22 protein-coding genes are annotated in these 24,220 nt (G+C 70.0%); 8 read left to right on the top strand and 14 right to left on the bottom strand.

All coding sequences use genetic code 11. The annotated features are described in order from the left end of the window. Positions 1 to 117: 117 nt before the first annotated feature. Together sufB and ACZ7J0_RS18695 are read right to left on the bottom strand one after the other, a co-directional pair. Positions 118 to 1,533, bottom strand: coding sequence for a Fe-S cluster assembly protein SufB (sufB, locus tag ACZ7J0_RS18700; protein ID WP_470888630.1), 1,416 nt, complete (start codon positions 1,531 to 1,533; stop codon positions 118 to 120). Next, positions 1,530 to 2,270, bottom strand: a complete 741-nt coding sequence (locus tag ACZ7J0_RS18695; protein ID WP_470888628.1) for a helix-turn-helix transcriptional regulator — start codon at positions 2,268 to 2,270, stop codon at positions 1,530 to 1,532. The genes sufB and ACZ7J0_RS18695 overlap by 4 nt, the downstream gene beginning before the upstream one ends. Before the next feature lie 476 nt (positions 2,271 to 2,746). Between ACZ7J0_RS18695 and ACZ7J0_RS18690 the strand changes: the two genes are divergently transcribed. The 3 genes from ACZ7J0_RS18690 to ACZ7J0_RS18680 are packed head-to-tail and all read left to right on the top strand — an operon-like array spanning position 2,747 to position 5,473. Next, positions 2,747 to 3,673 carry an ABC transporter ATP-binding protein gene (locus ACZ7J0_RS18690; RefSeq protein WP_470888626.1) on the top strand — a complete coding sequence of 309 codons (927 nt, stop codon included), beginning with the start codon at positions 2,747 to 2,749 and terminating at the stop codon, positions 3,671 to 3,673. Continuing rightward, positions 3,670 to 4,437, top strand: a complete 768-nt coding sequence (locus ACZ7J0_RS18685) for an ABC transporter permease (protein WP_470888624.1) — start codon at positions 3,670 to 3,672, stop codon at positions 4,435 to 4,437. Before ACZ7J0_RS18690 ends, ACZ7J0_RS18685 begins: the two co-directional genes overlap by 4 nt. 46 nt (positions 4,438 to 4,483) lie before the next feature. Then, positions 4,484 to 5,473, top strand: a complete 990-nt coding sequence (locus tag ACZ7J0_RS18680; protein ID WP_470888622.1) for a COX15/CtaA family protein — start codon at positions 4,484 to 4,486, stop codon at positions 5,471 to 5,473. A 26-nt stretch (positions 5,474 to 5,499) separates the two neighbouring features. Here ACZ7J0_RS18680 and ACZ7J0_RS18675 read toward each other — a convergent pair whose 3' ends face one another. The 3 genes from ACZ7J0_RS18675 to ACZ7J0_RS18665 all read right to left on the bottom strand — a co-directional run bounded on the left by ACZ7J0_RS18675 (position 5,500) and on the right by ACZ7J0_RS18665 (position 8,034). After that, positions 5,500 to 6,594, bottom strand: a complete 1,095-nt coding sequence (locus ACZ7J0_RS18675; RefSeq protein WP_470888620.1) for an amidohydrolase family protein — start codon at positions 6,592 to 6,594, stop codon at positions 5,500 to 5,502. 68 nt (positions 6,595 to 6,662) lie between these two features. After that, positions 6,663 to 6,983, bottom strand: a complete 321-nt coding sequence (locus tag ACZ7J0_RS18670; RefSeq protein WP_468711200.1) for a hypothetical protein — start codon at positions 6,981 to 6,983, stop codon at positions 6,663 to 6,665. A gap of 103 nt (positions 6,984 to 7,086) precedes the next feature. Beyond that, on the bottom strand, positions 7,087 to 8,034 hold the full coding sequence (locus ACZ7J0_RS18665) for a heme o synthase (protein ID WP_470888618.1): 948 nt from the start codon (positions 8,032 to 8,034) through the stop codon (positions 7,087 to 7,089). 342 nt (positions 8,035 to 8,376) lie between these two features. Here ACZ7J0_RS18665 and tkt point away from each other — a divergent pair, with 342 nt between their 5' ends. From tkt to pgl, 5 genes are read left to right on the top strand one after another with little or no spacing between them, the layout of a single operon-like run. Beyond that, positions 8,377 to 10,479, top strand: a complete 2,103-nt coding sequence (tkt, locus tag ACZ7J0_RS18660) for a transketolase (RefSeq protein ID WP_470888616.1) — start codon at positions 8,377 to 8,379, stop codon at positions 10,477 to 10,479. Positions 10,480 to 10,511: 32 nt separating this feature from the next. Further along, the gene (tal, locus tag ACZ7J0_RS18655) at positions 10,512 to 11,630 is read left to right on the top strand and encodes a transaldolase (RefSeq protein WP_470888615.1); all 1,119 of its coding nucleotides are present in this window, start codon (positions 10,512 to 10,514) and stop codon (positions 11,628 to 11,630) included. A gap of 4 nt (positions 11,631 to 11,634) precedes the next feature. Then, complete coding sequence (zwf, locus tag ACZ7J0_RS18650) at positions 11,635 to 13,158, top strand: glucose-6-phosphate dehydrogenase (protein ID WP_470888613.1); 1,524 nt, start codon at positions 11,635 to 11,637, stop codon at positions 13,156 to 13,158. Then, positions 13,155 to 14,183: a glucose-6-phosphate dehydrogenase assembly protein OpcA gene (opcA, locus tag ACZ7J0_RS18645; RefSeq protein ID WP_470888611.1), complete on the top strand. Its 1,029-nt coding sequence runs from the start codon at positions 13,155 to 13,157 to the stop codon at positions 14,181 to 14,183. Before zwf ends, opcA begins: the two co-directional genes overlap by 4 nt. After that, entirely contained in the window at positions 14,180 to 14,962 is a 783-nt protein-coding gene (gene pgl / locus ACZ7J0_RS18640) for a 6-phosphogluconolactonase (protein WP_470888609.1), read from the top strand. Before opcA ends, pgl begins: the two co-directional genes overlap by 4 nt. A gap of 68 nt (positions 14,963 to 15,030) precedes the next feature. Here pgl and ACZ7J0_RS18635 read toward each other — a convergent pair whose 3' ends face one another. The 9 genes from ACZ7J0_RS18635 to gap all read right to left on the bottom strand — a co-directional run bounded on the left by ACZ7J0_RS18635 (position 15,031) and on the right by gap (position 24,087). Further along, a complete protein-coding gene (locus ACZ7J0_RS18635) occupies positions 15,031 to 16,122 on the bottom strand; it encodes an acyltransferase family protein (protein WP_470888607.1) in 1,092 nt (363 codons plus the stop codon). Positions 16,123 to 16,230: 108 nt separating this feature from the next. After that, complete coding sequence (locus ACZ7J0_RS18630) at positions 16,231 to 17,811, bottom strand: PH domain-containing protein (protein WP_470888605.1); 1,581 nt, start codon at positions 17,809 to 17,811, stop codon at positions 16,231 to 16,233. Continuing rightward, a complete protein-coding gene (locus tag ACZ7J0_RS18625; RefSeq protein WP_470888603.1) occupies positions 17,808 to 18,308 on the bottom strand; it encodes a PH domain-containing protein in 501 nt (166 codons plus the stop codon). Before ACZ7J0_RS18625 ends, ACZ7J0_RS18630 begins: the two co-directional genes overlap by 4 nt. A gap of 4 nt (positions 18,309 to 18,312) precedes the next feature. Beyond that, positions 18,313 to 19,974: a glucose-6-phosphate isomerase gene (gene pgi, locus ACZ7J0_RS18620; RefSeq protein WP_470888601.1), complete on the bottom strand. Its 1,662-nt coding sequence runs from the start codon at positions 19,972 to 19,974 to the stop codon at positions 18,313 to 18,315. A gap of 164 nt (positions 19,975 to 20,138) precedes the next feature. Then, complete coding sequence (locus tag ACZ7J0_RS18615; protein ID WP_003976875.1) at positions 20,139 to 20,474, bottom strand: RNA polymerase-binding protein RbpA; 336 nt, start codon at positions 20,472 to 20,474, stop codon at positions 20,139 to 20,141. Between the two features lie 110 nt (positions 20,475 to 20,584). After that, positions 20,585 to 20,815: a preprotein translocase subunit SecG gene (gene secG / locus ACZ7J0_RS18610; RefSeq protein ID WP_468711331.1), complete on the bottom strand. Its 231-nt coding sequence runs from the start codon at positions 20,813 to 20,815 to the stop codon at positions 20,585 to 20,587. Positions 20,816 to 20,960: 145 nt separating this feature from the next. Beyond that, complete coding sequence (gene tpiA, locus ACZ7J0_RS18605) at positions 20,961 to 21,716, bottom strand: triose-phosphate isomerase (protein ID WP_470888865.1); 756 nt, start codon at positions 21,714 to 21,716, stop codon at positions 20,961 to 20,963. 39 nt (positions 21,717 to 21,755) lie between these two features. Then, a complete protein-coding gene (locus ACZ7J0_RS18600; protein ID WP_470888599.1) occupies positions 21,756 to 22,967 on the bottom strand; it encodes a phosphoglycerate kinase in 1,212 nt (403 codons plus the stop codon). Between the two features lie 112 nt (positions 22,968 to 23,079). Continuing rightward, positions 23,080 to 24,087: a type I glyceraldehyde-3-phosphate dehydrogenase gene (gene gap, locus ACZ7J0_RS18595; protein WP_469117982.1), complete on the bottom strand. Its 1,008-nt coding sequence runs from the start codon at positions 24,085 to 24,087 to the stop codon at positions 23,080 to 23,082. Positions 24,088 to 24,220 lie beyond the last annotated feature (133 nt).

The raw sequence follows: 24,220 nt of genomic DNA, 5'->3' as shown, positions 1-24,220 counted from the left end.
TGCGGGGCGCGGCCGCCTGGCCGGAGCCTGCTGCTCCGGCAAGCGGCCGGGCGCCCTTCGGGGTCACAGGGCTCACGGGGTGAGCCGGGGGACTGGATCCGGGCTGCTGCGGGCGGGCTAGCCCACCGCGCCTTCCATCTGCAGCTCGATCAGCCGGTTGAGCTCCAGCGCGTACTCCATCGGCAGCTCCTTGGCGATCGGCTCGACGAAGCCACGCACGATCATCGCCATCGCCTCGAACTCGGTCAGACCCCGGCTCATCAGGTAGAAGAGCTGGTCGTCGGAGACCTTGGAGACGGTCGCCTCGTGGCCCATGGACACGTCGTCCTCGCGCACGTCCACGTAGGGGTACGTGTCGGAGCGGGAGATGGTGTCCACGAGAAGAGCGTCGCAGAGCACGTTGGACTTGGCGCCCGGGGCACCCTCGCCGATCTCGATCAGACCGCGGTAGGAGGTGCGGCCGCCGCCTCGCGCCACCGACTTGGAGACGATGTTCGAGGAGGTGTTCGGGGCCATGTGGACCATCTTGGCGCCGGCGTCCTGGTGCTGGCCCTCGCCCGCGAAGGCGATGGACAGCGTCTCGCCCTTGGCGTGCTCGCCCATGAGGTAGACGGCCGGGTACTTCATGGTCACCTTGGAGCCGATGTTGCCGTCGACCCACTCCATGGTCGCGCCCTCGTAGGCCACGGCCCGCTTGGTGACCAGGTTGTAGACGTTGTTCGACCAGTTCTGGATGGTCGTGTAGCGGCAGCGGCCGCCCTTCTTGACGATGATCTCGACCACGGCGCTGTGCAGCGAGTCCGAGGAGTAGATCGGGGCGGTGCAGCCCTCGACGTAGTGGACGTAGGCGTCCTCGTCGACGATGATCAGCGTCCGCTCGAACTGACCCATGTTCTCCGTGTTGATACGGAAGTAGGCCTGCAGCGGGATCTCGACGTGCACGCCCTTGGGGACGTAGATGAACGATCCGCCGGACCACACCGCGGTGTTCAGCGACGCGAACTTGTTGTCGCCGACCGGGATGACCGTGCCGAAGTACTCCTGGAAGAGCTCCGGGTGCTCCTTGAGCGCGGTGTCGGTGTCGAGGAAGATGACGCCCTGCTCCTCCAGGTCCTCGCGGATCTGGTGGTAGACGACCTCGGACTCGTACTGGGCCGCGACACCGGCGACGAGGCGCTGCTTCTCCGCCTCGGGGATGCCGAGCTTGTCGTACGTGTTCTTGATGTCCTCGGGCAGGTCCTCCCAGGACTCCGCCTGCTTCTCCGTGGACCGCACGAAGTACTTGATGTTGTCGAAGTCGATGCCCGACAGGTCGGAGCCCCAGCTCGGCATGGGCTTCTTGCCGAAGAGCCGCAGACCCTTGAGCCGCAGCTTCAGCATCCACTCGGGCTCGTTCTTCTTCGCGGAAATGTCGCGGACGACGTCCTCGGAGAGGCCGCGCTTGGCGGTGGCACCGGCCGCGTCCGAGTCGGCCCAGCCGTACTCGTACCGACCCAGGCCCTCGAGCTCGGGGTGGCTGATCTCGGTGGTCATGCGGGGTTCCTCCCGGCCGTACTTGCGGATGCTGATGGTGTGGTGGTCTGTGGGGCGCTGTGGGGGATGAAGGTCGTGCACACCCCGTCGCCGTGCGCGATCGTGGCCAGCCGCTGCACATGCGTTCCGAGCAGGCGGGAGAAGACCTCCGTCTCCGCCTCGCACAACTGCGGATACTGCTCGGCGACGTGGGCGACCGGGCAGTGGTGCTGGCACAGCTGTTCGCCGACCGGCGCGTTCCGCGCCGTTGCAGCGTACCCGTCGGCCGTCAGGGCCCGGGCCAGTGCCTCGGTCCGGTCCGCCGGGTCGGCGGCCTCCACGGCCTCGCGGTAGGTCTCCGCCTGGGCCTCGAGCCGGTCACGGGCGAAGGCCGCGACGGCGGCCTCTCCCGCGGCTCCTCCGCCGGCGGTCCGCTCGATCCAGCGGAGGGCGTCGACGGCGAGCGAGTCGTAGGACTGGTCGAAGGCGTCCCGGCCGCAGTCGGTCAGCGCGAAGACCTTGGCGGGACGGCCCCGGGTGCGCGCGCCGTAGACACGCTGCTCGCGCGCCTCGACGACGTTCTCGGCGACGAGGGAGTCGAGGTGTCGGCGGACGGCCGCCTGGGTGAGGCCGAGACGCTTCGCGAGATCGGCGACCGTGGACGGGCCGTGGTCCAGGATGGAGCGCGCGACCCGGTTGCGGGTGGACCGCTCACCGGTCGCGAGTTCCTCTGCTGGAGCCTCGCCGACGTTTTTCACAACGCCATTGTTGCGTAATTCCTTCGACCATGACAACCCGCGTCCCGATCATCAGCCGGTGCGGTACATCACTTAGGCATACCTAAGATGACCTGCGGAAATGATCGTTCCGACACACGGCGGCCGCCCTCCCGAAGGACACGGCCACCGTCCCGCCGGGGGCGTATCAGCTGGTCGGAACGGGCCTGGACGCGCCGGACCATCCGCTCCCGGGCGTGTCGTGGGCAAGCGCGGTGGCGCCGGCTCCGGCCGTCACCGGGGGTGCGCATCCGCTCCCGGGCGTGTCGTGGCGCGGCGCGGTGGCGCCGCCCGCTCCGAACGTCACCGGGCGTGCCCGCGGACGCCTTGGTCGGCGCCGGGGTCGATCGCCGTCCGATACGACGGTCGTGTGCCGTTTCAGGCCATTCCCGGGTCCGTCGGCCTCGGGGATCCCCCCGCGCCCCGGGGGCCCGCGAGCGCTCTCTAGACTTCCCGTCATGAAGAACGAGTCCGTGGTCCAGGTCCGGGGCCTGGTCAAGCGGTACGGATCCAAGACCGCCGTGGACGGCCTCGACCTCGATGTCCGCGCGGGCACGGTGACCGCCGTCCTCGGGCCCAACGGCGCCGGGAAGACCACCACCGTCGAGACCTGCGAGGGCTACCGCCGGGCCGACGCCGGCACGGTTCGCGTCCTCGGGCTCGACCCGGTCGCCGACGCCGCGCGACTGCGCCCCCGGATCGGCGTGATGCTCCAGTCCGGCGGCGTCTACTCCGGCGCCCGCGCCGACGAGATGCTCCGCCACATGGCGAAGCTGCACGCCCACCCGCTCGACGTGGACGCGCTGATCGAACGCCTCGGCCTCGGCTCCTGCGGCCGGACCACCTACCGCCGGCTCTCCGGCGGTCAGCAGCAGCGCCTCGCGCTCGCCATGGCGGTCGTCGGCCGGCCCGAGCTGGTCTTCCTGGACGAGCCGACCGCGGGCCTCGACCCGCAGGCCCGCCGCTCCACCTGGGACCTGGTCCGCGAGCTGCGCGGCGACGGCGTGACCACCGTACTGACCACGCACTTCATGGACGAGGCCGAGGAGCTGGCCGACGACGTCGCCATCATCGACGCGGGCCGGGTCGTCGCGCACGGCAGCCCCGAGGAGCTGTGCCGGGGCGGCGCCGAGAACACCCTGAGCTTCACCGGCCGCCCCGGCCTCGACGTCGGCTCGCTGCTGAAGGCGCTACCGGACGGGACCGCGGCGGCGGAGGTGGCCCCGGGGGCGTACCGCATCAGCGGCACGGTCGACCCGCAGCTGCTGGCGACCGTGACGACCTGGTGCGCGCAGCACGGCGTGATGCCCGAGGGCATCGCCGTGGAGCGCCACTCCCTCGAAGACGTCTTTCTGGGCCTGACCGGCAAGGAGCTGCGGGCATGAGCGCCGGCACGTACACACCTCGTCCCGGGGCCGCGCCCGTCGGGCGGATGATCACCGCGCAGACCTTGTTCGAGACGAGGATGCTGCTGCGCAACGGCGAGCAGCTGCTGCTCACCGTGATCATCCCGTCCCTTCTGCTGGTCCTCTTCTCGACGGTCGACATCGTCGACACCGGAGCGGGGAAGTCCGTCGACTTCCTGGCCCCCGGCGTGCTGGCCCTCGCCGTGATGTCCACGGCCTTCACCGGCCAGGCCATCGCCACCGGCTTCGAGCGCAGGTACGGAGTCCTCAAGCGGCTCGGCGCCTCCCCGCTGCCCCGCTGGGCGCTGATGACGGCCAAGACCCTGTCCGTCCTGGTCACCGAGGTGCTCCAGATCGTGCTCCTGACTGTGATCGCGCTGGCGCTCGGCTGGTCGCCGCAGGGCAGCCCGGTCGCGGTGGTCCTGCTGCTCGTGCTCGGCACCGCCGCCTTCTCCGGTCTCGGGCTGCTCATGGCCGGCACGCTCAAGGCGGAGGCGACGCTGGCCGCCGCCAATCTGGTCTTCCTGCTGCTGCTCGTCGGCGGCGGGGTGATCGTGCCGCTGGAGAAGTTCCCGGACGCGGCCCGTTCCGTCCTGGAACTGCTGCCGATCTCGGCGCTCTCCGACGGACTGCGCGCGGTGCTCCAGGACGGCTCCGGTATGCCGTGGGGCGACCTCGGGGTCCTCGCGGTGTGGGCGGTGCTCGGTCTGGGCGCCGCCGCCCGGTTCTTCCGCTGGGAGTGAGCCGGGGGCGGCCGCGACCGCCCCGGGAGCACCCCCTCGTGAATCCATGCACAAGCGGCCGCCTACGATAGAGCCCGTGTTGACCCCCCTCGCTTATATCGCCCGGCGCTGGACCCCCACCCCACGAACGCTCCAGCGCGCCGCGCTCGCCGCCGTCGTGATGAGCGTGGTCATCATCATCACGGGTGGCGCCGTCCGGCTGACCGGTTCCGGTCTCGGCTGCGACACCTGGCCCAAGTGCACGGACGACAGTCTCTTCGCCACGCCCGAGCAGGGCATCCACGGGGCGATCGAGTTCGGCAACCGCATGCTCACGTACGTGCTGAGCGCGGCCGTCGGCTGGGCGATCATCGCGGCGCGCTCCGCCAAGCCCCGGCGCCGCGCGCTGACCCGTCTGGCGTGGGCGCAGTTCTGGCTCGTGATGAGCAACGCCGTCATCGGTGGCATCACCGTCTGGGCGGGCCTCAACCCGTGGACCGTGGCCGGGCACTTCCTCGCCGCGAACGCGCTGCTGACGGTGGCGACGATCACCTGGCTGCGCGCCCGCGAGGGCGACGACGCTCCCCGCCCGCGCGTCCCGGGACCGGTGCGGAAGCTGTCCTGGGCGATCACGGTCGTCTCGGCGGTGCTGATCGCGCTGGGGACGACGGTGACCGGTTCCGGCAAGCACGCCGGTGACAGCAGCGACGTACCGCGCATGCCGTGGGACTGGACGGACGCCGCCCATGTCCACGCGATCGCCGCCTGGCTGGTCTGTGCGCTCGCGGTGGCGATGTGGCTGGTGCTCCGCGTCGTGGACGCGCCCGACGACACCCGCGCCCGTGCCCGCGACCTGCTGATCGTGGTCCTGGCCCAAGGCGTGATCGGTTATGTCCAGTACTTCACCCAGGTGCCCGAGGTCCTGGTCGCCCTGCACATGCTCGGCTCCTCGCTGATGTGGATCGCCGTGGTGCGCCTCGCGCTCGCCCTGCGTGAGCGTCCGGCGTCGTCGGTGGAGATTCCGTCCCAGCCCGACGCCGAGATGGCCAGGGCCTAGCCCCACGGGATCCCAAGGACAGGGGCCTAGCCCTTCGGATCCTGGCGGAGTCCGTACACACGGCGGGCGTTGCCCGCCGCGATCATTCCGGCGACCCGGTGGGCGTCCGCGCGCGACCAGGCGCCGACGGCGGTCCACTCGTCGAGCACCCGGCCCAGCGACTCCCGGAAGATGCTCGCGGCCACCACGTGCAGCTCGGGCAGCCCGTGCGCCCCGCTGGAGAAGAGCAGCTTCCCGAACGGTGCGAGTTCCAGGATCTCGGCCAGCACCGCGGCCGCTCGCGCCCCGGTCTGGGCGAGGACGGGGCCGAGATCGGCGTACACATGCGGGAAGACGCTCGTCAGATGCGCGGCCTGGCGGTGGTACGGATAGCCGTGCAGCAGGATCAGATCGGCGCCGAGCCCGGCGGTGGCCTCGGCGAATCCGGTGAGCGGTGTCGGGTCTTCGACGCCCACGTGGAGCTGGAGCGGGCGCCCCGAGGCGATCGCGATCCACAGCAGATGCCGCAGCAGCACGGGGTCGGTCAGCCGGCCCCCGACCGGCCGGCCCGCCAGCCAGCGTCCCGCGGCGCCGCGCACCTCACCGGGCCCCGGCGGTTCGGGGGCGAGGGAGAGGCCGCTCCGCGGGCCCGCCACGGAGATGAAGGCGACGGCGGAGACGGCCGCGCCGTGCACGGCCTCGGCGAGATTGGCGAGCAGCGAGTCGACCGTGCCGGAGGTGTCGGCGACCTGCTCGGCGAGGAGTTCCAGGCGGACGATCTCATGGGCCTCGGCGGCGCCCGTGGCGGCGATCTCGGCCGGTCCCGTGAGGTCCCCGGGGATGCCGGTGTCCACCAGGTAGGTGGAGATGCCGCTGGCCCGCAGCAGCCGCCGCCCGGACTCCAGGACGCCGAGTTCCCGTCTGCGGGCCAGATAGCGCGCGGGCGGGCAGTGGGGCTCCAGACCGAGCAGCGGAGGGCACCAGCGACGTACCGCGAACCCCGTCTGGGTGTCGAAGTAGGTGGTGCCGGGCGCGGGAGGCCCGGCGGTCCTGCCGAGGTGCGCCTCGAAGGTGCCGAGGCCGAGCTCCGTGCGGAGCACCCCGTGGCAGTACTGGTCCACCAGGGTCGGGGTGTCGATCATTCGGGGGCTCCCTGCGATGGACGCGCTTCCACACGTCCTAACGGGTGAGCCCCGCGCGAGGTGTTGCCTCAGTTGTTGGAGGGGCCGCCGATCTGGATACCGGCCATCCGGGTCCACTCGTACCGGCCGGTGACGACCTTCGCGGCGAACTCGCCGTCGAAGCTCTCGTGGAGGGTGAGACCCGCCTTCTCGGCCGCGCTCCGCGCGACGTCGTGGGTGGGGGCCACCAGGTCGCCCCAGCCGCCGTCCTCGCCGACGAGGACGATGCGGGTGCCGCCCTGCCCGATGTACGCGAGCTGGCCCTCGGCGCCGCCGTGCTCCTTGGAGAACGCCTGGATCCGCTGGGCGAGCTTGGCCGCCTTGCGCTCTGCCTGCTTGGTATCTGCCATGAGCAGGATGCTACCGACGGGTAGATCGACTGGCGACGGGCGGGTCACGTGGCCTTGACCACGTCACCCGCCCGTTCGGACGATTTCTCGCGTCGTGCGGAGGTCAGCGCAGGAAGGGGTCCACCGCGACCGCCACGAAGAGCAGCGAGACATAGGTGATGGACCAGTGGAAGAGGCGCATCTCCTTGAGCTTCGCCCCGGTCGCGCCGGACTTGGCGCGGGCCTGGAGGGCGTGCGCCTCCCACAGCCACCAGCCGCCGGTGACCAGCGCCACGGCCGTGTAGAACCAGCCGGTGTAGCCGAGCGGCTGGAGCAGCAGGGAGACGGCGACCATCACCCAGCTGTAGAGGACGATCTGCCGGGCGACGACCTTGTTGCTCGCGACGACCGGGAGCATCGGCACGCCCACGCGCGCGTAGTCCTCCTTCACCTTCATCGACAGCGGCCAGTAGTGCGGCGGCGTCCAGAAGAAGATGACGAGGAAGAGGATGACGGCGGCCCAGGACATCGAGTTGGTGACGGCCGACCAGCCGATCAGGACCGGGAGACAGCCGGCGATGCCGCCCCACACGATGTTCTGGGCGGTGCGGCGCTTGAGGATCATCGTGTAGACGATGACGTAGAAGAGCAGGGCACCGAGCGAGAGCGCGGCGGACAGCCAGTTGACCAGCAGGCCGAACCAGACCGTGGAGACCACCGCGAGGGTGAGGCCGAAGACCAGCCCCTCGCGCGGCGACACCATCCCGGTGACCAGCGGACGCTGCGAGGTGCGGTCCATCAGGGCGTCGATGTCACGGTCGATGTACATGTTCAGCGCGTTGGCGCCGCCCGCCGAGAGGTAGCCGCCGACGCAGGTGGCCACGACCAGCCACAGGTTCGGCACGCCCTGCTCGGCGAGGAACATCACCGGAACGGTGGTGATGAGCAGCAGCTCGATGATCCGCGGCTTGGTCAGCGCCACGAATGCCTTGACGCGGGCACCGAATGGCCTGTGGCCCCCCGGGCTGGGAGTCAAGACGACCCCTGCGGGTCGGGACTCGACGGCCGTCACGCACACCCCTGACAGAGAATTCCCAGCAAGCTGCCCGGGCGCGTGTGAAGGCCCGGAAAATACTTGCGCGTACCACGCCACTGTAGACGTTGCCCATACGCCGTTCTTCGCCGGGGTGGGCTCGTGTTGGAGGCCCTCGCCGCACGGAATGGACCAGGGATGGACCAGCGGTGGACCCCGCCGGGAGGCGAAGTGACACAGTCGCCCTCAGTCTGGCTGTGTCTTCTTTTTCGTGGGACATGCACTCGAAAAGATGCACGCTGACGCAAGGGTAGGCTCGACAACGCCGGTGCGCCCTCAGTCACCGGGTTTCGAACATGTGGAGAGGAGCCCTGACTCAGGGTGAGCAACAAGCCGACCACCACAGACCTCGAGTGGACCGAGTTGGACCAGCGGGCCGTGGACACCGCTCGCATCCTGGCCGCGGACGCCGTACAGAAGGTCGGCAACGGCCATCCTGGTACGGCCATGAGTCTGGCCCCGGCCGCCTACACCCTCTTCCAGAAGGTGATGCGGCACGATCCGGCGGATCCGGAGTGGGTCGGGCGTGACCGTTTCGTACTGTCCGCCGGCCACTCGTCCCTGACGCTCTACACCCAGCTGTACCTCGGCGGGTGGGGGCTGGAGCTGGACGACCTCAAGGCGTTCCGCACGTGGGGCAGCAAGACCCCGGGGCACCCGGAGTACGGACACACCGCGGGTGTGGAGACGACCACCGGCCCGCTGGGCCAGGGTGTCGCGAACGCCGTGGGCATGGCCATGGCCGCGCGTTACGAGCGTGGCCTGTTCGACCCGGAGGCGGCCCCGGGCACGTCGCCGTTCGACCACAACGTCTACGTGATCGCCGGTGACGGCTGCCTCCAGGAGGGCATCTCCGCCGAGGCGTCCTCGATGGCCGGTCACCAGAAGCTCGGCAACCTGATCCTGCTGTGGGACGACAACCACATCTCGATCGAGGGCGACACCGAGACGGCCGTCTCCGAGGACACGCTCAAGCGGTACGAGGCGTACGGCTGGCACGTCCAGCGCGTGGCGCCCAAGGAGAACGGCGACCTCGACCCGGCCGGGCTGTACGCGGCGATCAAGGCCGCCGAGGCGGAGACCGAGCGCCCGTCGTTCATCGCGATGCGCTCGATCATCGCCTGGCCCGCCCCGCACGCCCAGAACACCGAGGCCGCGCACGGCTCGGCGCTCGGCGACGAGGAGGTCGCGGCCACCAAGCGCGTCCTCGGCTTCGACCCGGAGCAGACCTTCGAGGTCGCCGACGAGGTCATCAAGCACACGCGTGGGGCTCTGGACCGTGGCCGCGAGGCCAGGTCCGCGTGGGAGAAGTCGCTGTCCGAGTGGCGCACCGCCAACCCGGAGCGCGCCGCCGAGTTCGACCGCATCCAGGCCAACGAGCTGCCCGAGGGCTGGGAGAAGCAGCTTCCGGTCTTCGAGGCGGGCAAGGGTGTGGCCACCCGTGCCGCGTCCGGCAAGGTGCTGCAGGCTCTCGGCGCGATCATCCCCGAGCTGTGGGGCGGCTCCGCCGACCTCGCCGGCTCGAACAACACGACCATCGACAAGAACTCCTCGTTCCTACCGAAGGGCAACCCGCTGCCGGAGGCCGACCCGTTCGGCCGCACGATCCACTTCGGTATCCGCGAGCACTCCATGGCCGCGGAGATGAACGGCATCGCGCTGCACGGTCACACCCGGATCTACGGCGGCACCTTCCTGGTGTTCTCCGACTACATGCGCAACGCGGTGCGGCTCTCCGCGCTGATGCACCTGCCGGTGACGTACGTCTGGACGCACGACTCGATCGGTCTGGGCGAGGACGGCCCGACCCACCAGCCGGTGGAGCACCTGGCGTCGCTGCGCGCGATCCCGGGTCTGAACGTGGTCCGTCCGGCGGACGCCAACGAGACCTCGATCGCCTGGCGCGAGATCCTCAAGCGCCACACCAAGGTGTTCGGCAAGGGCGCCCCGCACGGCCTGGCGCTGACCCGCCAGGGTGTGCCGACGTACCCGTGGAACGAGGACGCGGCCAAGGGCGGCTACGTCATGTTCGACGCCGAAGGGCCCGACGGGCAGAACACGGCGCCCGAGGTCGTGCTGATCGGTACGGGCTCCGAGGTGCACCTGGCCGTCGAGGCGCGCGAGCAGCTCCAGGCGGCCGGTGTGCCGACCCGGGTGGTCTCGATGCCGTCGGTGGAGTGGTTCGAGGAGCAGGACCAGGCGTACAAGGACAGCGTCCTGCCGCCGTCGGTCAAGGCGCGGGTCGCGGTCGAGGCCGGTATCGGTCTGACCTGGCATAAGTACGTGGGTGACGCCGGCCGCATCGTCTCGCTGGAGCACTTCGGCGCCTCGGCCGACGCCAAGGTCCTCTTCCGCGAGTTCGGCTTCACCGCCGACGCGGTCGCCTCCGCCGCCCGGGAATCGATCGCCGCCGCCGCGCGCTGACGCCGGTATACGTACGACTAGGAGCAATTCTCATGACAGACGCACTCAAGCGCCTCTCCGACGAAGGCGTCGCGATCTGGCTGGACGACCTGTCGCGCAAGCGGATCACGTCCGGCAACCTCGCCGAACTGATCGATCAGCAGCACGTCGTGGGTGTCACCACCAACCCCTCGATCTTCCAGAAGGCCATCTCGTCGGGTGACGGGTACGAGCAGCAGCTCGCCGACCTCGCCGCCCGCAAGGTGACCGTCGAAGAGGCCATCCGCATGATCACGACGGCGGACGTCCGTGACGCCGCCGACATCCTGCGTCCGGTCTTCGACGCGACCGAGGGCCAGGACGGCCGGGTGTCGATCGAGGTGGACCCGCGGCTGGCGCACGACACGCGGGCGACGGTGGCCGAGGCCAAGCAGCTGGCGTGGCTGGTGGACCGCCCCAACACCCTGATCAAGATCCCGGCCACCAAGGCGGGTCTGCCGGCGATCACCGAGGTCATCGGCCTCGGCATCAGCGTCAATGTGACGCTGATCTTCTCGCTGGAGCGCTACCGCGCGGTCATGGACGCGTACCTGGCCGGTCTCGAGAAGGCCAAGGAGCGCGGGCTGGACCTGTCCAGGATCCACTCCGTGGCGTCCTTCTTCGTGTCCCGCGTGGACACCGAGATCGACAAGCGCCTGGACGGGGTCGGCACCGCCGAGGCCAAGGCGCTGAAGGGCAAGGCCGCGCTGGCCAACGCCCGTCTGGCGTACGAGGCGTACGAGGAGGTCTTCTCCTCGGAGCGCTGGGCCGCCCTCGACAAGGCGCACGCCAACAAGCAGCGTCCGCTGTGGGCCTCGACCGGCGTCAAGGACCCGGCGTACAAGGACACCCTGTACGTCGTGGACCTGGTCGCCCCGGGCACGGTGAACACCATGCCGGAGGGCACGCTGGAGGCCACCGCCCACCACGGCGAGGTCACCGGGAACACGGTGCACGGCACGTACGACCAGTCCCGCGCCGAGCTCGCCGCCATCGAGAAGCTGGGCATCTCGTACGACGACGTGGTCCAGGTGCTGGAGGACGAGGGCGTCGACAAGTTCGAGGCGTCCTGGAACGACCTGCTCAAGTCGACCGAGGCGGAGCTTGAGCGCCTCGCACCTTCGGAGGCGTAGCACTTTGTCAAGCAGCAACCCGCTGCGTGACCCCGCAGACCGACGGCTCCCGCGTATCGCGGGGCCGTCGGGCCTGGTCATTTTCGGTGTCACGGGTGATTTGTCCCGTAAAAAGTTGATGCCTGCCGTCTACGACCTGGCCAATCGCGGCCTGCTCCCGCCGGGCTTCGCGCTCATCGGGTTCGCGCGCCGCGAGTGGCAGGACGAGGACTTCGCGCAGGAGGTCCACGAGGCCGTCAAGCAGCACGCCCGCACACCGTTCCGCGAGGAGGTGTGGCAGCAGCTGATCCAGGGGATGCGCTTCGTCCAGGGCGACTTCGACGACGACGACGCCTTCGAGCAGCTGAAGTCCACCGTCGAGGAGCTGGACAAGGCCCAGGGCACCGGCGGCAACTTCGCCTTCTATCTGTCCGTGCCGCCGAAGTTCTTCCCCAAGGTCGTCCAGCAGCTCAAGAAGCACGGCCTCGCCGACCAGAAGAACGGCTCCTGGCGCCGGGCGGTCATCGAGAAGCCCTTCGGCCACAACCTGGCCTCCGCGCAGGAGCTCAACTCGGTCGTCCACGACGTCTTCCCGCCCAACGAGGTCTTCCGGATCGACCACTACCTGGGCAAGGAGACCGTCCAGAACATCCTGGCGCTCCGCTTCGCCAACACCCTCTTCGAGCCGATCTGGAACCGGTCCTATGTCGACCACGTCCAGATCACCATGGCCGAGGACATCGGCATCGGCGGCCGCGCCGGGTACTACGACGGCATCGGCGCCGCCCGTGACGTCATCCAGAACCACCTTCTCCAGCTGCTCGCGCTGACCGCGATGGAGGAGCCCGCCGCCTTCGACCCGGACGCGCTCGCGGCCGAGAAGACGAAGGTGCTGGGCGCGGTGAAGCTGCCCAAGGACCTCTCCAAGAGCACGGTCCGCGCACAGTACGCGGCGGGGTGGCAGGGCGGCGAGAAGGCCGTCGGCTACCTCCAGGAGGAGGGCATCGACCCCAAGTCGAAGACCGACACCTACGCGGCCATCAAGCTGGAGATCGACAACCGCCGCTGGGCGGGCGTCCCCTTCTATCTCCGCACCGGCAAGCGCCTCGGCCGCCGCGTCACCGAGATCGCGGTGGTCTTCCAGCGCGCTCCCCACTCCCCCTTCGACCACACGGCCACGGAGGAGCTCGGCCAGAACGCGCTCGTCATCCGCGTCCAGCCGGACGAGGGTGTGACGATGCGCTTCGGTTCCAAGGTGCCGGGCACGTCGATGGAGGTCCGGGACGTCTCGATGGACTTCGCGTACGGCGAGTCCTTCACCGAGTCCAGCCCCGAGGCGTACGAGCGGCTCCTCCTCGATGTGCTGCTCGGCGACTCCAACCTCTTCCCGCGGGTCGAGGAGGTCGAGCTCTCGTGGAAAATCCTCGACCCGATCGAGGAGTTCTGGGACCGGCACGGCAAGCCGGCCCAGTACCCGGCGGGGACCTGGGGTCCGGTCGAGGCGGACGAAATGCTCGCACGAGACGGACGGAGCTGGCGCCGGCCATGAAGACCGACCTTACGGACACCACGTCCAGCAAGATCAACAAGGCGCTGGTGCTCGGGCGGCGGGCCATCGGAACGCCGGCCGTCGGCATGGTGCTCACCCTGGTCATCGTCACCGACGAGGAGAACGCCTACGACGCGCTGAAGGCCGCCAACGACGCCTCCCGCGAGCACCCGTCGCGCACCCTGGTCGTCATCAAGCGGGTCTCGCGCTCGCCGCGCGACCGGGCGAAGGCGCGCCTCGACGCCGAGGTGCGCCTCGGCGCCGACGCCAGCACCGGCGAGACGGTGGTACTCCGGCTGTACGGCGATGTCATCGACCACGCCCAGTCCGTGGTGCTCCCGCTGCTGCTGCCCGACGCGCCGGTGGTCGTCTGGTGGCCGGTGAACGCGCCGACCGACCCGGCGAACGACCCGCTGGGCGCCCTGGCCCAGCGCCGCGTCACCGACACCTACGCGGCCGAACACCCCGCGCAGGAGCTGAAGTCCCGCGCGGAGGCGTACACCCCCGGTGACACGGACCTGTCCTGGACCCGGATCACGCCGTGGCGCTCGATGCTCGCGGCGGCCCTGGACCAGGTGATCTGCGAGGTCACCGGCGCCGAGGTGGAGGGCGAGGAGTTCAACCCCAGCGTCGAGCTGCTCGCCATGTGGCTGGCCGAGCGGCTGAAGATTCCGGTGACGCGCTCGGTGTCGTCGGGCCCGGGCCTGACGGCCGTACGCATGGAGACCTCCTGCGGTCCCATCGTCCTCGACCGGCCCGACGGCTCGCTGGCGACGCTGTCCATCCAGGGGCAGCCGGACCGCGCGGTGGCGCTGAAGCGCCGCGAGACGGCGGAGCTGATCGCGGAGGAACTGCGGCGGCTGGACCCGGACGACACCTACGCCTCGGCGCTGCGGTTCGGAGTGGAGCGGCTCGGCGAGGGGGCGGAGGGAGCCGGCAAGGCGTCCGAGGCCCCGGCGTCCGCCGCCGACCCCGCGTCCGCGCCGGCGAAGAAGGCTCCGGCGAAGAAGGCGGCGTCGAAGTGAGTACACCTCAGCTCGTCGTCCACCGCGACAAGGAGCTGATGGCCGAGGCGGCGGCGGCACGGCTGATCACGAAGGTGGTGGACGCGCAGGCCGCCCGCGGCTCCGCCTCGATCGTGCTCACCGGCGGCCGCAACGGCAACGGCCTTCTGGCGGCGCTGAGTGCGGCGCCTGCCCGGGACGCCGTCGACTGGTCGCGCCTGGACCTGTGGTGGGGTGACGAGCGGTTCCTGCCGGAGGGCGACCCGGAGCGCAATGTCACCCAGGCCCGCGAGGCGCTGCTCGACAGCGTTCCGCTGGACCCGAAGCGGGTGCACGCGATGCCCGCGTCGGAGGGCGTGTACGGCACCGACGTGGACTCCGCCGCGGCGGCCTACGCGGCGGAGCTGGCCGCTGCGGCCGGCCCGGAGGACCATGCCGCCGTGCCGACCTTCGACGTCCTGATGCTGGGCGTCGGCCCGGACACCCATGTCGCCTCGCTGTTTCCTGAGCACCCGGCGGTCCGCGAGACCCAGCGCACGGTGGTCGGCGTCCACGGCGCCCCGAAGCCGCCGCCGACCCGCATCTCGCTGACCCTCCCGGCCATCCGGGCGGCCCGCGAGGTCTGGCTCCTGGCGGCCGGCGAGGACAAGGCCGGGGCGGCGGCGATAGCCCTCTCGGGCGCGGGCGAGATCCAGGCCCCGGCAGCGGGCGCCCACGGCCGCTCGCGCACCCTGTGGCTCCTGGACGCGGCGGCGGCCTCGCAGCTCCCCCGGTCGCTGTACCCCCCGGCGTCTCCCTGACGGACGCGGTGACACGAAGGCCCGGTTCACCCTCACGGTGAACCGGGCCTTCGGCGTGGTGGAGACCGTCAGCCGCGTCGGCGGCCCTTGCCCAACAGCAGCCGCCGGCCGGGCAGTTCGACGGCGTGGTACAGGGCCGCCGACAGGGCGAGGGCGACCGCGAAGACGGCGGCGGTGGCCGTCAGAGCCGGGAGGGTGTCGAAATGGGGCTTCTTCCCGAACAGCGGGACGGTGAGCAGCAGGACCAGCAGATGGACCATGTAGAACGAGAAGGACCACTCCCCCAGCCGCACGAGCCGGTCCCCGCGCCACATCGACGGCTTGCCCTCGATGTCGGCGACGGCCGCGGCGGCGATCAGGAGCGCGAAGCCGACGACGGTGGTCGCTCCGTACGAGCCCGGAATGTACGGGTACATGAAGTAACCGATGAGGGTGATGGCCAGGGCTCCTTCGAGGCCCGGGCCGCGCCAGCGGCCGAGCTGCACCAGCCTGGCGACGGCCACCCCGAGGATGAATTCCGGAATCCGCCCGGCGGGGTGGGTGTTCAGCACGAACCCGGCTTCCAGATGCGGCTGGAGCTTCGGGAGGTAGACCACCGTCACCATGGCCACGACGACCAGGGCGGTGAGCACGCGCGGGCCCAGCCGGCGCAGAACCGCGTAGATCAGCGGGAAGCAGGCGTAGAAGAAGGCCTCGCAGACCAGGGACCAGCTGACGGGATTGACGACCTGCCACCACCCGTGGTCCCACGAGCTGACCAGGAGGAGGTTCGCGACGACCTCCTGGTAGCCGCGCGGCTCGAGTTTCGGCAGCAGGGTGAACCCGAGCGCCAGGGCGATCAGGGCCGTCACCAGATGGACGGGGTAGACCCGGGCGAGTCTGCGCCGCCAGAACGCCAGGACGCGGTCACCCGGCCGCGCCGACCAGGTCAGCACGAAGCCGGAGAGGATGAAGAAGAAGCTGACCCCGACCAGCCCGGGCCCGAAGGCCCAGTCGACGAGGGACTTCTTCTCGCCGCCGAAATAGCCGAAGTTGCGTATGTGGTAGAGAAACACCATGAACGCGGCGGCCCACCGCATACCCGTCAGCGAGGGCAGTTGCCCACCCGCGACGGACGTCGGGGGCTGCCGCCCGGCGTCCAGGACGGGGGCTTCGAGCAAGGGGGCCTCTTGTATCGGCGCGCCCAAGAGGGGCTCCATTCTCCGGTGGGCAGGCGGGCTGTCAGGGCAACCACGTCCCGTGCAGCCGCACATGCTACGTGCCGGCCGTCATGCCTCGCGCACAGGGGCCCTGTCCAGGAAGGGCTCCAGCAGGCCCGGAACGGCCTGGGCCGCGAACTCCACACCCTCGCCGCCGTCGGCGTCCAGGATGGCGTACGCCCCGTCGCCCGCGGCCGTCGTCGCCGTCAGGGTGAGGAGGCCCGCCCGGCGCTGGAACCAGGACTGCTTCAGCGTCCAGCCGATGACACCGCCGCGCTGGAGCGCGACCGTGGCACGGCGGACCGTGCCCGAGCGGGTCACCAGGTACGCGCCGGTCAGGCCGTGACCGAGGCTGCGGTAGGCGTCGCGGGCGAGGAGGACGGCGAGCGGGACGAGCACGACCGCGGCGCCCGCCGCGACGTACAGGAGCACCGGGGTGAGTACGGCTCCGAGGACGGTGAGGACCCCGAGCGGGAGCAGAACCGTCGCCAGGGACCAGCGCAGACGGCGGGTGCGGGCCGCGCGCGGGTGGGCGGTGAGCAAAGTGGCCGTGGGCGCGTCGCTCGCGCGCAGGACGCGGGCCGCGACCTCGTCGGCGACGGCCCGCGGCGCGGGCGGCAGCAGGGTCTTGAGGTCGGCGTGCTTGTCGTCGTCGTCCTTGACGAGGCCGGTGGCGATCGCGTCGACGCGGGCCGCTCCGCACATCCGTACGCCGAGGGGCTCGACGATCTCCAGGCCGCGCAGCCGGCGTTCCTCCATGGAGATCGAGCGGGCCGTGAAAAGGCCCCGGCGGACCCGGAGCGTGCCGCCGGGTTCGCGCTCCAGCCGGTAGTTCCACCACATCTCGACCCAGAGGCCGAGCGCGCCGACCACGCCGGCGAGGACGGCCGCGGCGACGAGGACCGCGATCATCCAGACGAGCGGAGTGTCGTCGAAGCGGTCGCCCACCCACGCGATCACCTCGCCCTGCGCGCCGAACCACTCACTGACCTGCATCACGGCGCCGGCCGCCGCGCCACCGAGCAGCGGAGCGACGAACGAGACGGGGGCGTAGCGGATCCAGCGGGGGTCGAACCCGGCGAGCGCTCCGTCGTGCCGGGCGTCCGGTTCGGTGGAGCGGGTCAGGAGCTCGCGGCGCAGCCGCTCGCCCTCGGCCCTGGTGACCGGGTCGAGTTCCAGCGTGGATTCGCCGCCGGTGTGTTCGCCCGTGCCTATCCGGACCTTCACCAGACCGAGGACCCGCAGCAGCGGGTGGGCGGTCAGATCGACACTGCGGATGCGTTCACGGGCCAGTGAGCGGCGCTTGACGAGCAGCAGACCCGTGTGGAGTTCGGCCCGCTCGGGGCCGATGCGGTAGCGGGTGCGGTGCCAGCGCACGTAGTCCGCGGCCGTACCGCCCGCGATCAGCAGGACGGCGCCGGCCAGCACCCACGCGAACGCCTGCCACAGCGGCATCCCGCCCGCGAGGCCGAGAGCGGTGGGCAGTCCCCCGCCCCCCGCGACACCGGCCATGACGGCGGCGGTGACGAGGACGGTGCGCCGGTCGAGGCGACGCCAGCCGTCCTCCGGGCCGCCCACCCCCGTATCCGTCCGTGCCCGTGCCACCGGCACCGTCTCCCGCGCGTCGCCGGATGCGGGGGCGGCCGTCATGTCGCGTCGCCCGGCGTCGCCCGCGTGATCAGGGTCAGCCGCTCGGCCAGCTCGGCGGCGAGCTCGTGGTCGAGGCCCTGGATCCTGATCGCGCCCTTGGCGGAGGCGGTGGTGACGGTCACCGTCGCCAGCCGGAACGCCTGCTCCAGCGGACCGCGCACGGTGTCCACGGTCTGGATGCGGGACATGGGCGCGATCCGCCACTCCTGCCAGAACGCCCCGGTCCGTACGTAGACCGCGTCGTCGGTGATCTCCCACCGGTGCACGCGGTACCACCAGCGGGGGAAGAACACGGCGCACGCCAGCCCGAGGACCGCCGACACTCCGGCGCCGAGCAGCAGCCAGGGCCGCGCGGCCGGCAGGAACGCGGCGAGCAGGGCCAGTACGGCCACCGGCACCGCCGTCGTCACCAGACACTGCGCGGCCCACCAGCCGACGACCCGTTCGTTCGGCGCCTCGCTCGGCGGCCGCAGCCGCACCGTGTTCTCCCCCCTCATCGCCTCAGTTCCCCCGCAGCGCCCGGTAGGTGGCGACCAGCGCGGCGGTGGAGCCGTCGAGCTGCTCGCCGCCCTCCGCCCCGGTCAGCACCGGTTCGAGCCTCTTGGCGAGGACCTTGCCGAGCTCGACGCCCCACTGGTCGAAGGAGTCGATGTTCCAGACGGCGCCCTGGACGAACACCTTGTGCTCGTACAGCGCGACGAGCTGGCCGAGGACGGACGGCGTCAGTTCGCCACCGAGGATCGTGGTCGTGGGGTGGTTGCCGCGGAACGTCTTGTGCGGCACCAGCTCCTCGGCCACTCCTTCCGCCCGCACCTCCTCGGGAGTCTTCCCGAAGGCGAGCGCCTGCGTCTGGGCGAAGAAGTTGGCCATCAGCAGGTCGTGCTGCGCGGCCAGACCCGGTTCGAGATCGGCGACCGGCCTGGCGAAGCCGATGAAGTCGGCCGGGATGACCTTGGTGCCCTGATGAATCAACTGGTAGTACGCGTGCTGCCCGTTGGTGCCCGGCGTACCCCAGACGACCGGTCCGGTCTGCCAGTCGACGGGGTTTCCGTCGCGGTCCACGGACTTGCCGTTGGACTCCATGTCGAGCTGCTGGAGGTACGCGGTGAACTTGGACAGGTAGTGCGAGTACGGCAGCACGGCGTGCGACTGGGCGTCGAAGAACGCGCCGTACCAGACGCCGAGGAGGCCGAGCAGCAGCGGCGCGTTCTCCTCAGGGGCGGCTGTCCGGAAGTGCTCGTCGACCTGGTGGAAGCCGTCGAGCATCTCGCGGTAGCGGTCCGGCCCGATGGCGATCATCAGCGAGAGGCCGATGGCGGAGTCGTAGGAGTAGCGGCCGCCGACCCAGTCCCAGAACTCGAACATGTTCGCCGTGTCGATGCCGAAGTCCTCGACCTTCTCGGCATTCGTCGACAGGGCCACGAAGTGCTTGGCGACGGCTTCCTGACCGGCCTTCAGACCGGTGAGCAGCCAGTCCCGGGCCGACGTGGCGTTGGTGATGGTCTCGATGGTGGTGAAGGTCTTGGACGCGACGATGAAGAGCGTCTCGGCGGGGTCGAGGTCGCGGACCGCCTCGTGCAGATCGGCGCCGTCGACGTTCGAGACGAAGCGGAACGTCAGATCGCGTCGGGTGTAGGCGCGCAGCGCCTCGTACGCCATGGCCGGACCAAGGTCGGAACCGCCGATGCCGATGTTGACGACGTTCTTGATCGGCTTGCCGGTATGGCCGGTCCACTCGCCGGAGCGGACGCGCTCGGAGAAGGCCGTCATCCTGTCGAGGACGGCGTGCACGGCGGGGACGACGTTCTCCCCGTCGACCTCGATCACCGCGTTCCGCGGGGCGCGCAGCGCGGTGTGCAGGACGGCGCGGTTCTCGGTGGTGTTGATCCTCTCGCCCCGGAACATCGCGTCCCGCAGCTCCGCCACGCCCGTGGCGGCGGCCAGCTCGCGCAGCAGCGTGAGGGTCTCGTCGGTCACCAGGTGCTTGGAATAGTCGAGATACAGATCGGCGACCCGCAGCGTGTACCGCGTGCCGCGCTGCGCGTCGGCGGCGAACAGCTCCCGCAGACGCGTCTGCCCCAGCTGTTCACGGTGCTTGCCGAGTGCGGCCCACTCGGGCAGCTGGTTGAGCCTGGAACGGCCTTCTGTAGTCATCTCGGACATCGCCCACTTCTTCTCTAACCTGCCTGCTTGCCCCGCTGCCACTCCAACCTAATTGATCAGGGGAGCGCACGATGCGAGGGCGAGCGTGAACAGGTCAGGAGGTGCCGACGAGAACGGCCCCGGCCGCGAATTCGCTTCGCGGGCGGGGCCCGTTCGTCCACTTCTCAGATTTCGCCGCGCAGTTTGGCGAGCGCCTCGGCGAGAATCGCCTCACCGTCCGCGTCGCTGCGCCGCTCGCGCACATACGCGAGATGCGTCTTGTACGGCTCGGTGCGCGGCGGGTCCGGCGGGTTGTCCCGGTCCTGACCGGCCGGGAACCCACAGCGCGGGCAGTCCCACGTCTCCGGGACCTGCGCGTCGCTGGCGAAGCTCGGCTGCGTCTCGTGCCCGTTCGAGCACCAGAAGGAGATGCGGAGGCGCGGCGCGGACTCGCCCCGCTCTGCCTCACCCATCGGCCCCGCTCCGACCCGGCTTCCCCGGATCGCGTTGCCACTTGCCACGGTCGTAACTCCCTGCGTGATGGTGCTCGAAGATGCCCCAGTCTACGTAAGGCCCAACGCGCGTCCAGTGATAGGAGTTACACCCCACCGAGGGACGCGGCAACCACTGCTCAGCTGTCCAGCTTCATCAACAGAGCAAGTACGACAATGCACGCGAACCACAGCAGACCGACCACGATGGTGATGCGGTCGAGGTTGCGCTCGGCGACCGAGGAGCCGCCGACGGACGACTGCATTCCGCCACCGAACATGTCGGAGAGGCCGCCACCCTTCCCCTTGTGCATCAGCACCAGCAGCATCATCAGCGCGCTGAAGATGATCAGGGCGATCGAGAACCCCATAACCACGGCTGGACCCTACTTCCTGGCAATCTCTCGGACTTCTCACGGACGCGGGGGCCCGGGCTCACCACGCGACAGAGTCGCGTATGGACATTGTGAGCCTCAGGCCCCCGCAAGGGTACGACGGATCCGCCCTACCGCATACTCACTGGTCGCGGAAGCGGACGATCTTGACGAACTCGTCGGCGTCCAGCGCGGCGCCGCCCACCAGGGCGCCGTCCACGTCGGGCTGCGCCATGATCGCGGCCACGTTGCCGGACTTGACCGAGCCGCCGTACTGGATGCGCACCTTGTCGGCCAGCTCCTGCGAGTACAGCTCGGCGAGACGGCCACGGATCGCTCCGCAGACCTCCTGCGCGTCCTCGGGGGTCGCGACCTCACCGGTGCCGATGGCCCACACCGGCTCGTAGGCGATGACGATGGACTCGGCCTGCTCGGCCGGGATGTCCTTCAGACCGCCGTCGAGCTGGTTCAGGGTGTACGGGACCTGCCGGCCGTCCTTGCGGACGTCCAGACCCTCGCCGACGCAGAGGATCGGGGTCAGACCGTGCTTGTACGCGGCCTTGACCTTGGCGTTGCAGATCTCGTCGGTCTCGGCGTGGTACTGACGGCGCTCGCTGTGGCCCACGGTCACGTAGGTGCACTTCAGCTTGGCGAGCATCGCGCCCGAGATCTCGCCGGTGTACGCGCCGGAGTCGTGCTCCGAGACGTCCTGGGCGCCGTACTTGATCTTGAGCTTGTCGCCGTCGACCAAGGTCTGGACGGACCGCAGATCGGTGAAGGGCGGCAGGACGGCGACCTCGACGGCGTCGTAGTCCTTGTCGGCGAGCGCGAAGGCGAGCTTCTGGACGTGCGCGATGGCCTCGAGGTGGTTGAGGTTCATCTTCCAGTTGCCCGCCATCAGCGGGGTGCGCCCCTGGGCAGAAACAGTCACTTTTGTTCAGTCCTCCAGTGCGGCGAGGCCGGGGAGCGTCTTGCCTTCGAGGTATTCGAGGCTGGCGCCACCGCCGGTCGAAATATGTCCGAAAGCGTTCTCATCGAAGCCGAGCGTGCGCACGGCCGCGGCCGAGTCGCCGCCACCGACGACGGTGTACGCGCTGCTGTCGACGAGCGCCTGCGCGATGGCGGTGGTGCCGCCCGCGTAGTCGGGGTGCTCGAAGACACCCACCGGACCGTTCCAGAAGACGGTCTCGGCGTCGGCGATCTTGGACGCGTACAGCTCACGCGTCTTCGGGCCGATGTCCAGGCCCTCCTTCGTCGCCGGGATCTTGTCCGCGTCGACGATGTCGAAGTCCGCGGGGGCCTTGGTCTTCAGGTCCGGGAAGTCGGCGGAGACCAGCACGTCCACGGGGAGGACGAGCTCGACGCCGTTCTTCTCGGCGCGCTCCATGTACTCGGTGACCTTCGGCAGCTGGTCCTCCTGGAGGAGGGAGATGCCGACCTCGTAGCCCATGGCCTTGAGGAAGGTGTACGCCATGCCGCCGCCGATGAGGAGGCGGTCGGCCTTGCCGAGCAGCTCGTCGATGACGGCGAGCTTGTCGGAGACCTTGGCACCACCCAGGACGACCACGTACGGACGCTTGACGTCGTCGGTGAGCTTCTTCAGGACGGCGACCTCGGTGGCGATGAGGTAGCCGGCGGCGTGCGGAAGCCGGGCCGGGAGGTCGAAGACCGAGGCGTGCTTGCGGTGCACGGCGCCGAATCCGTCGCCGACGTACACATCGGCCAGCTCGGCGAGGCTGTCCGCGAAGGCGCCGCGCTCGGCGTCGTCCTTGGACGTCTCCCCGGCGTTGAAGCGGAGGTTCTCGAGGACGGCCACCTGACCGTCGGAGAGGCCCGCGACGACGGCCTTGGCGGACTCGCCGACCGTGTCGGTCGCGAACGCCACGTCGGCGCCCAGCAGTTCGCCGAGCCGGGCGGCGGCCGGGGCGAGGGAGAAGGCCGGGTCCGGCGCGCCCTTGGGGCGGCCGAGGTGCGAGGCGACGATCACCCGCGCGCCGGCCTCGGCGAGCTTGGCGACGGTGGGCCGGACGGCGCGGATGCGGCCGTCGTCGGTGATCGTGGTGCCGTCGAGCGGCACATTGAGGTCGGCGCGGACGAATACCCGCTTACCGGCGACGCCTTCGGCGAGAAGCTCGTCGATCGTCTTCATCTGTACGGTCTCCTAGAAGATCAGAAGGTCGAGACAAGCGACAGGGCTCGATCAGCGCGTCATTGCGCTGTCCGAGCCCTGGGCTCACATCGAGGTGCCTGCCCTAAGTGGACTAGAGCTGGCCGCCGACGAAGGCGGTGAGGTCGACGAGACGGTTGGAGTAGCCCCACTCGTTGTCGTACCAGCCGAGGATCTTGACCGACTTGCCTTCCTGAACCATGGTCAGGGAGGAGTCGAAGGTGCAGGACGCCGGGTCGCTGACGATGTCCGAGGAGACGATCTGGTCCTCGGTGTACGCCAGGATGCCCTGGAGCTCGCCCTCGGAGGCCTTCTTGAACGCGGCGTTGACCTCGTCCTTGGTGACCTCGCGCTCCAGCTCGACGACCAGGTCGGTGGCCGAACCGGTCGGGACCGGCACGCGCATCGCGATGCCGTCGAGCTTGCCCTTGAGCTTCGGCAGGACCAGGGCGGTGGCCTTCGCGGCACCGGTCGTGGTCGGGATGATGTTCTCGGCGGCGGCGCGGGCGCGACGCAGGTCCGAGTGCGGGAAGTCGAGGATGCGCTGGTCGTTGGTGTACGCGTGGACCGTCGTCATCAGGCCCTTGACGATGCCGAAGTTCTCGTCGAGAACCTTGGCCATCGGCGCCACACAGTTGGTGGTGCAGGAGGCGTTGGAGATGACGTGGTGGTTGGCCGCGTCGTACTTGTCCTGGTTGACGCCCATCACGATGGTGATGTCCTCGTCCTTGGCCGGAGCCGAGATGAGGACCTTCTTGGCGCCACCGGCGATGTGCTTCTCGGCGTCGGCCTTCTTGGTGAAGATGCCGGTCGACTCGACGACGATGTCGACGCCCAGCTCACCCCAGGGGATGTCGGCCGGGTTGCGCTCGGAGAGGACCTTGATGGTGTGGCCGTCGACCGTGATCGTGTCGGCGGTGTGGGTGACCTCGGCCTTGAGACGACCCAGAATGGTGTCGTACTTCAGAAGGTGAGCCGTCGTGGCGGTGTCACCCAGGTCGTTGACAGCCACGATCTCGATGTCAGCACCCTGCTCCAGCAGCGCGCGGAAGTAGTTACGACCGATGCGGCCAAAGCCGTTGATGCCTACGCGGATCGTCACGAAACCGATCTCCTCGTTGGTACGCCGGTTTTCGACGCCGGCGAGTTGTATGGGATGTCCCCGACCGCTTATGACCCTACCTCTCCCGACGCCCATGAGTGACATCGAAGCGGAGCCATACACGCCCCGAATG

It is taken from the genome of Streptomyces sp. NPDC038280 (assembly GCF_055600045.1).
The sequence above is the reverse complement of the archived record's forward strand: the minus strand, read 5'-3'. Positions and strand labels throughout refer to the sequence as shown.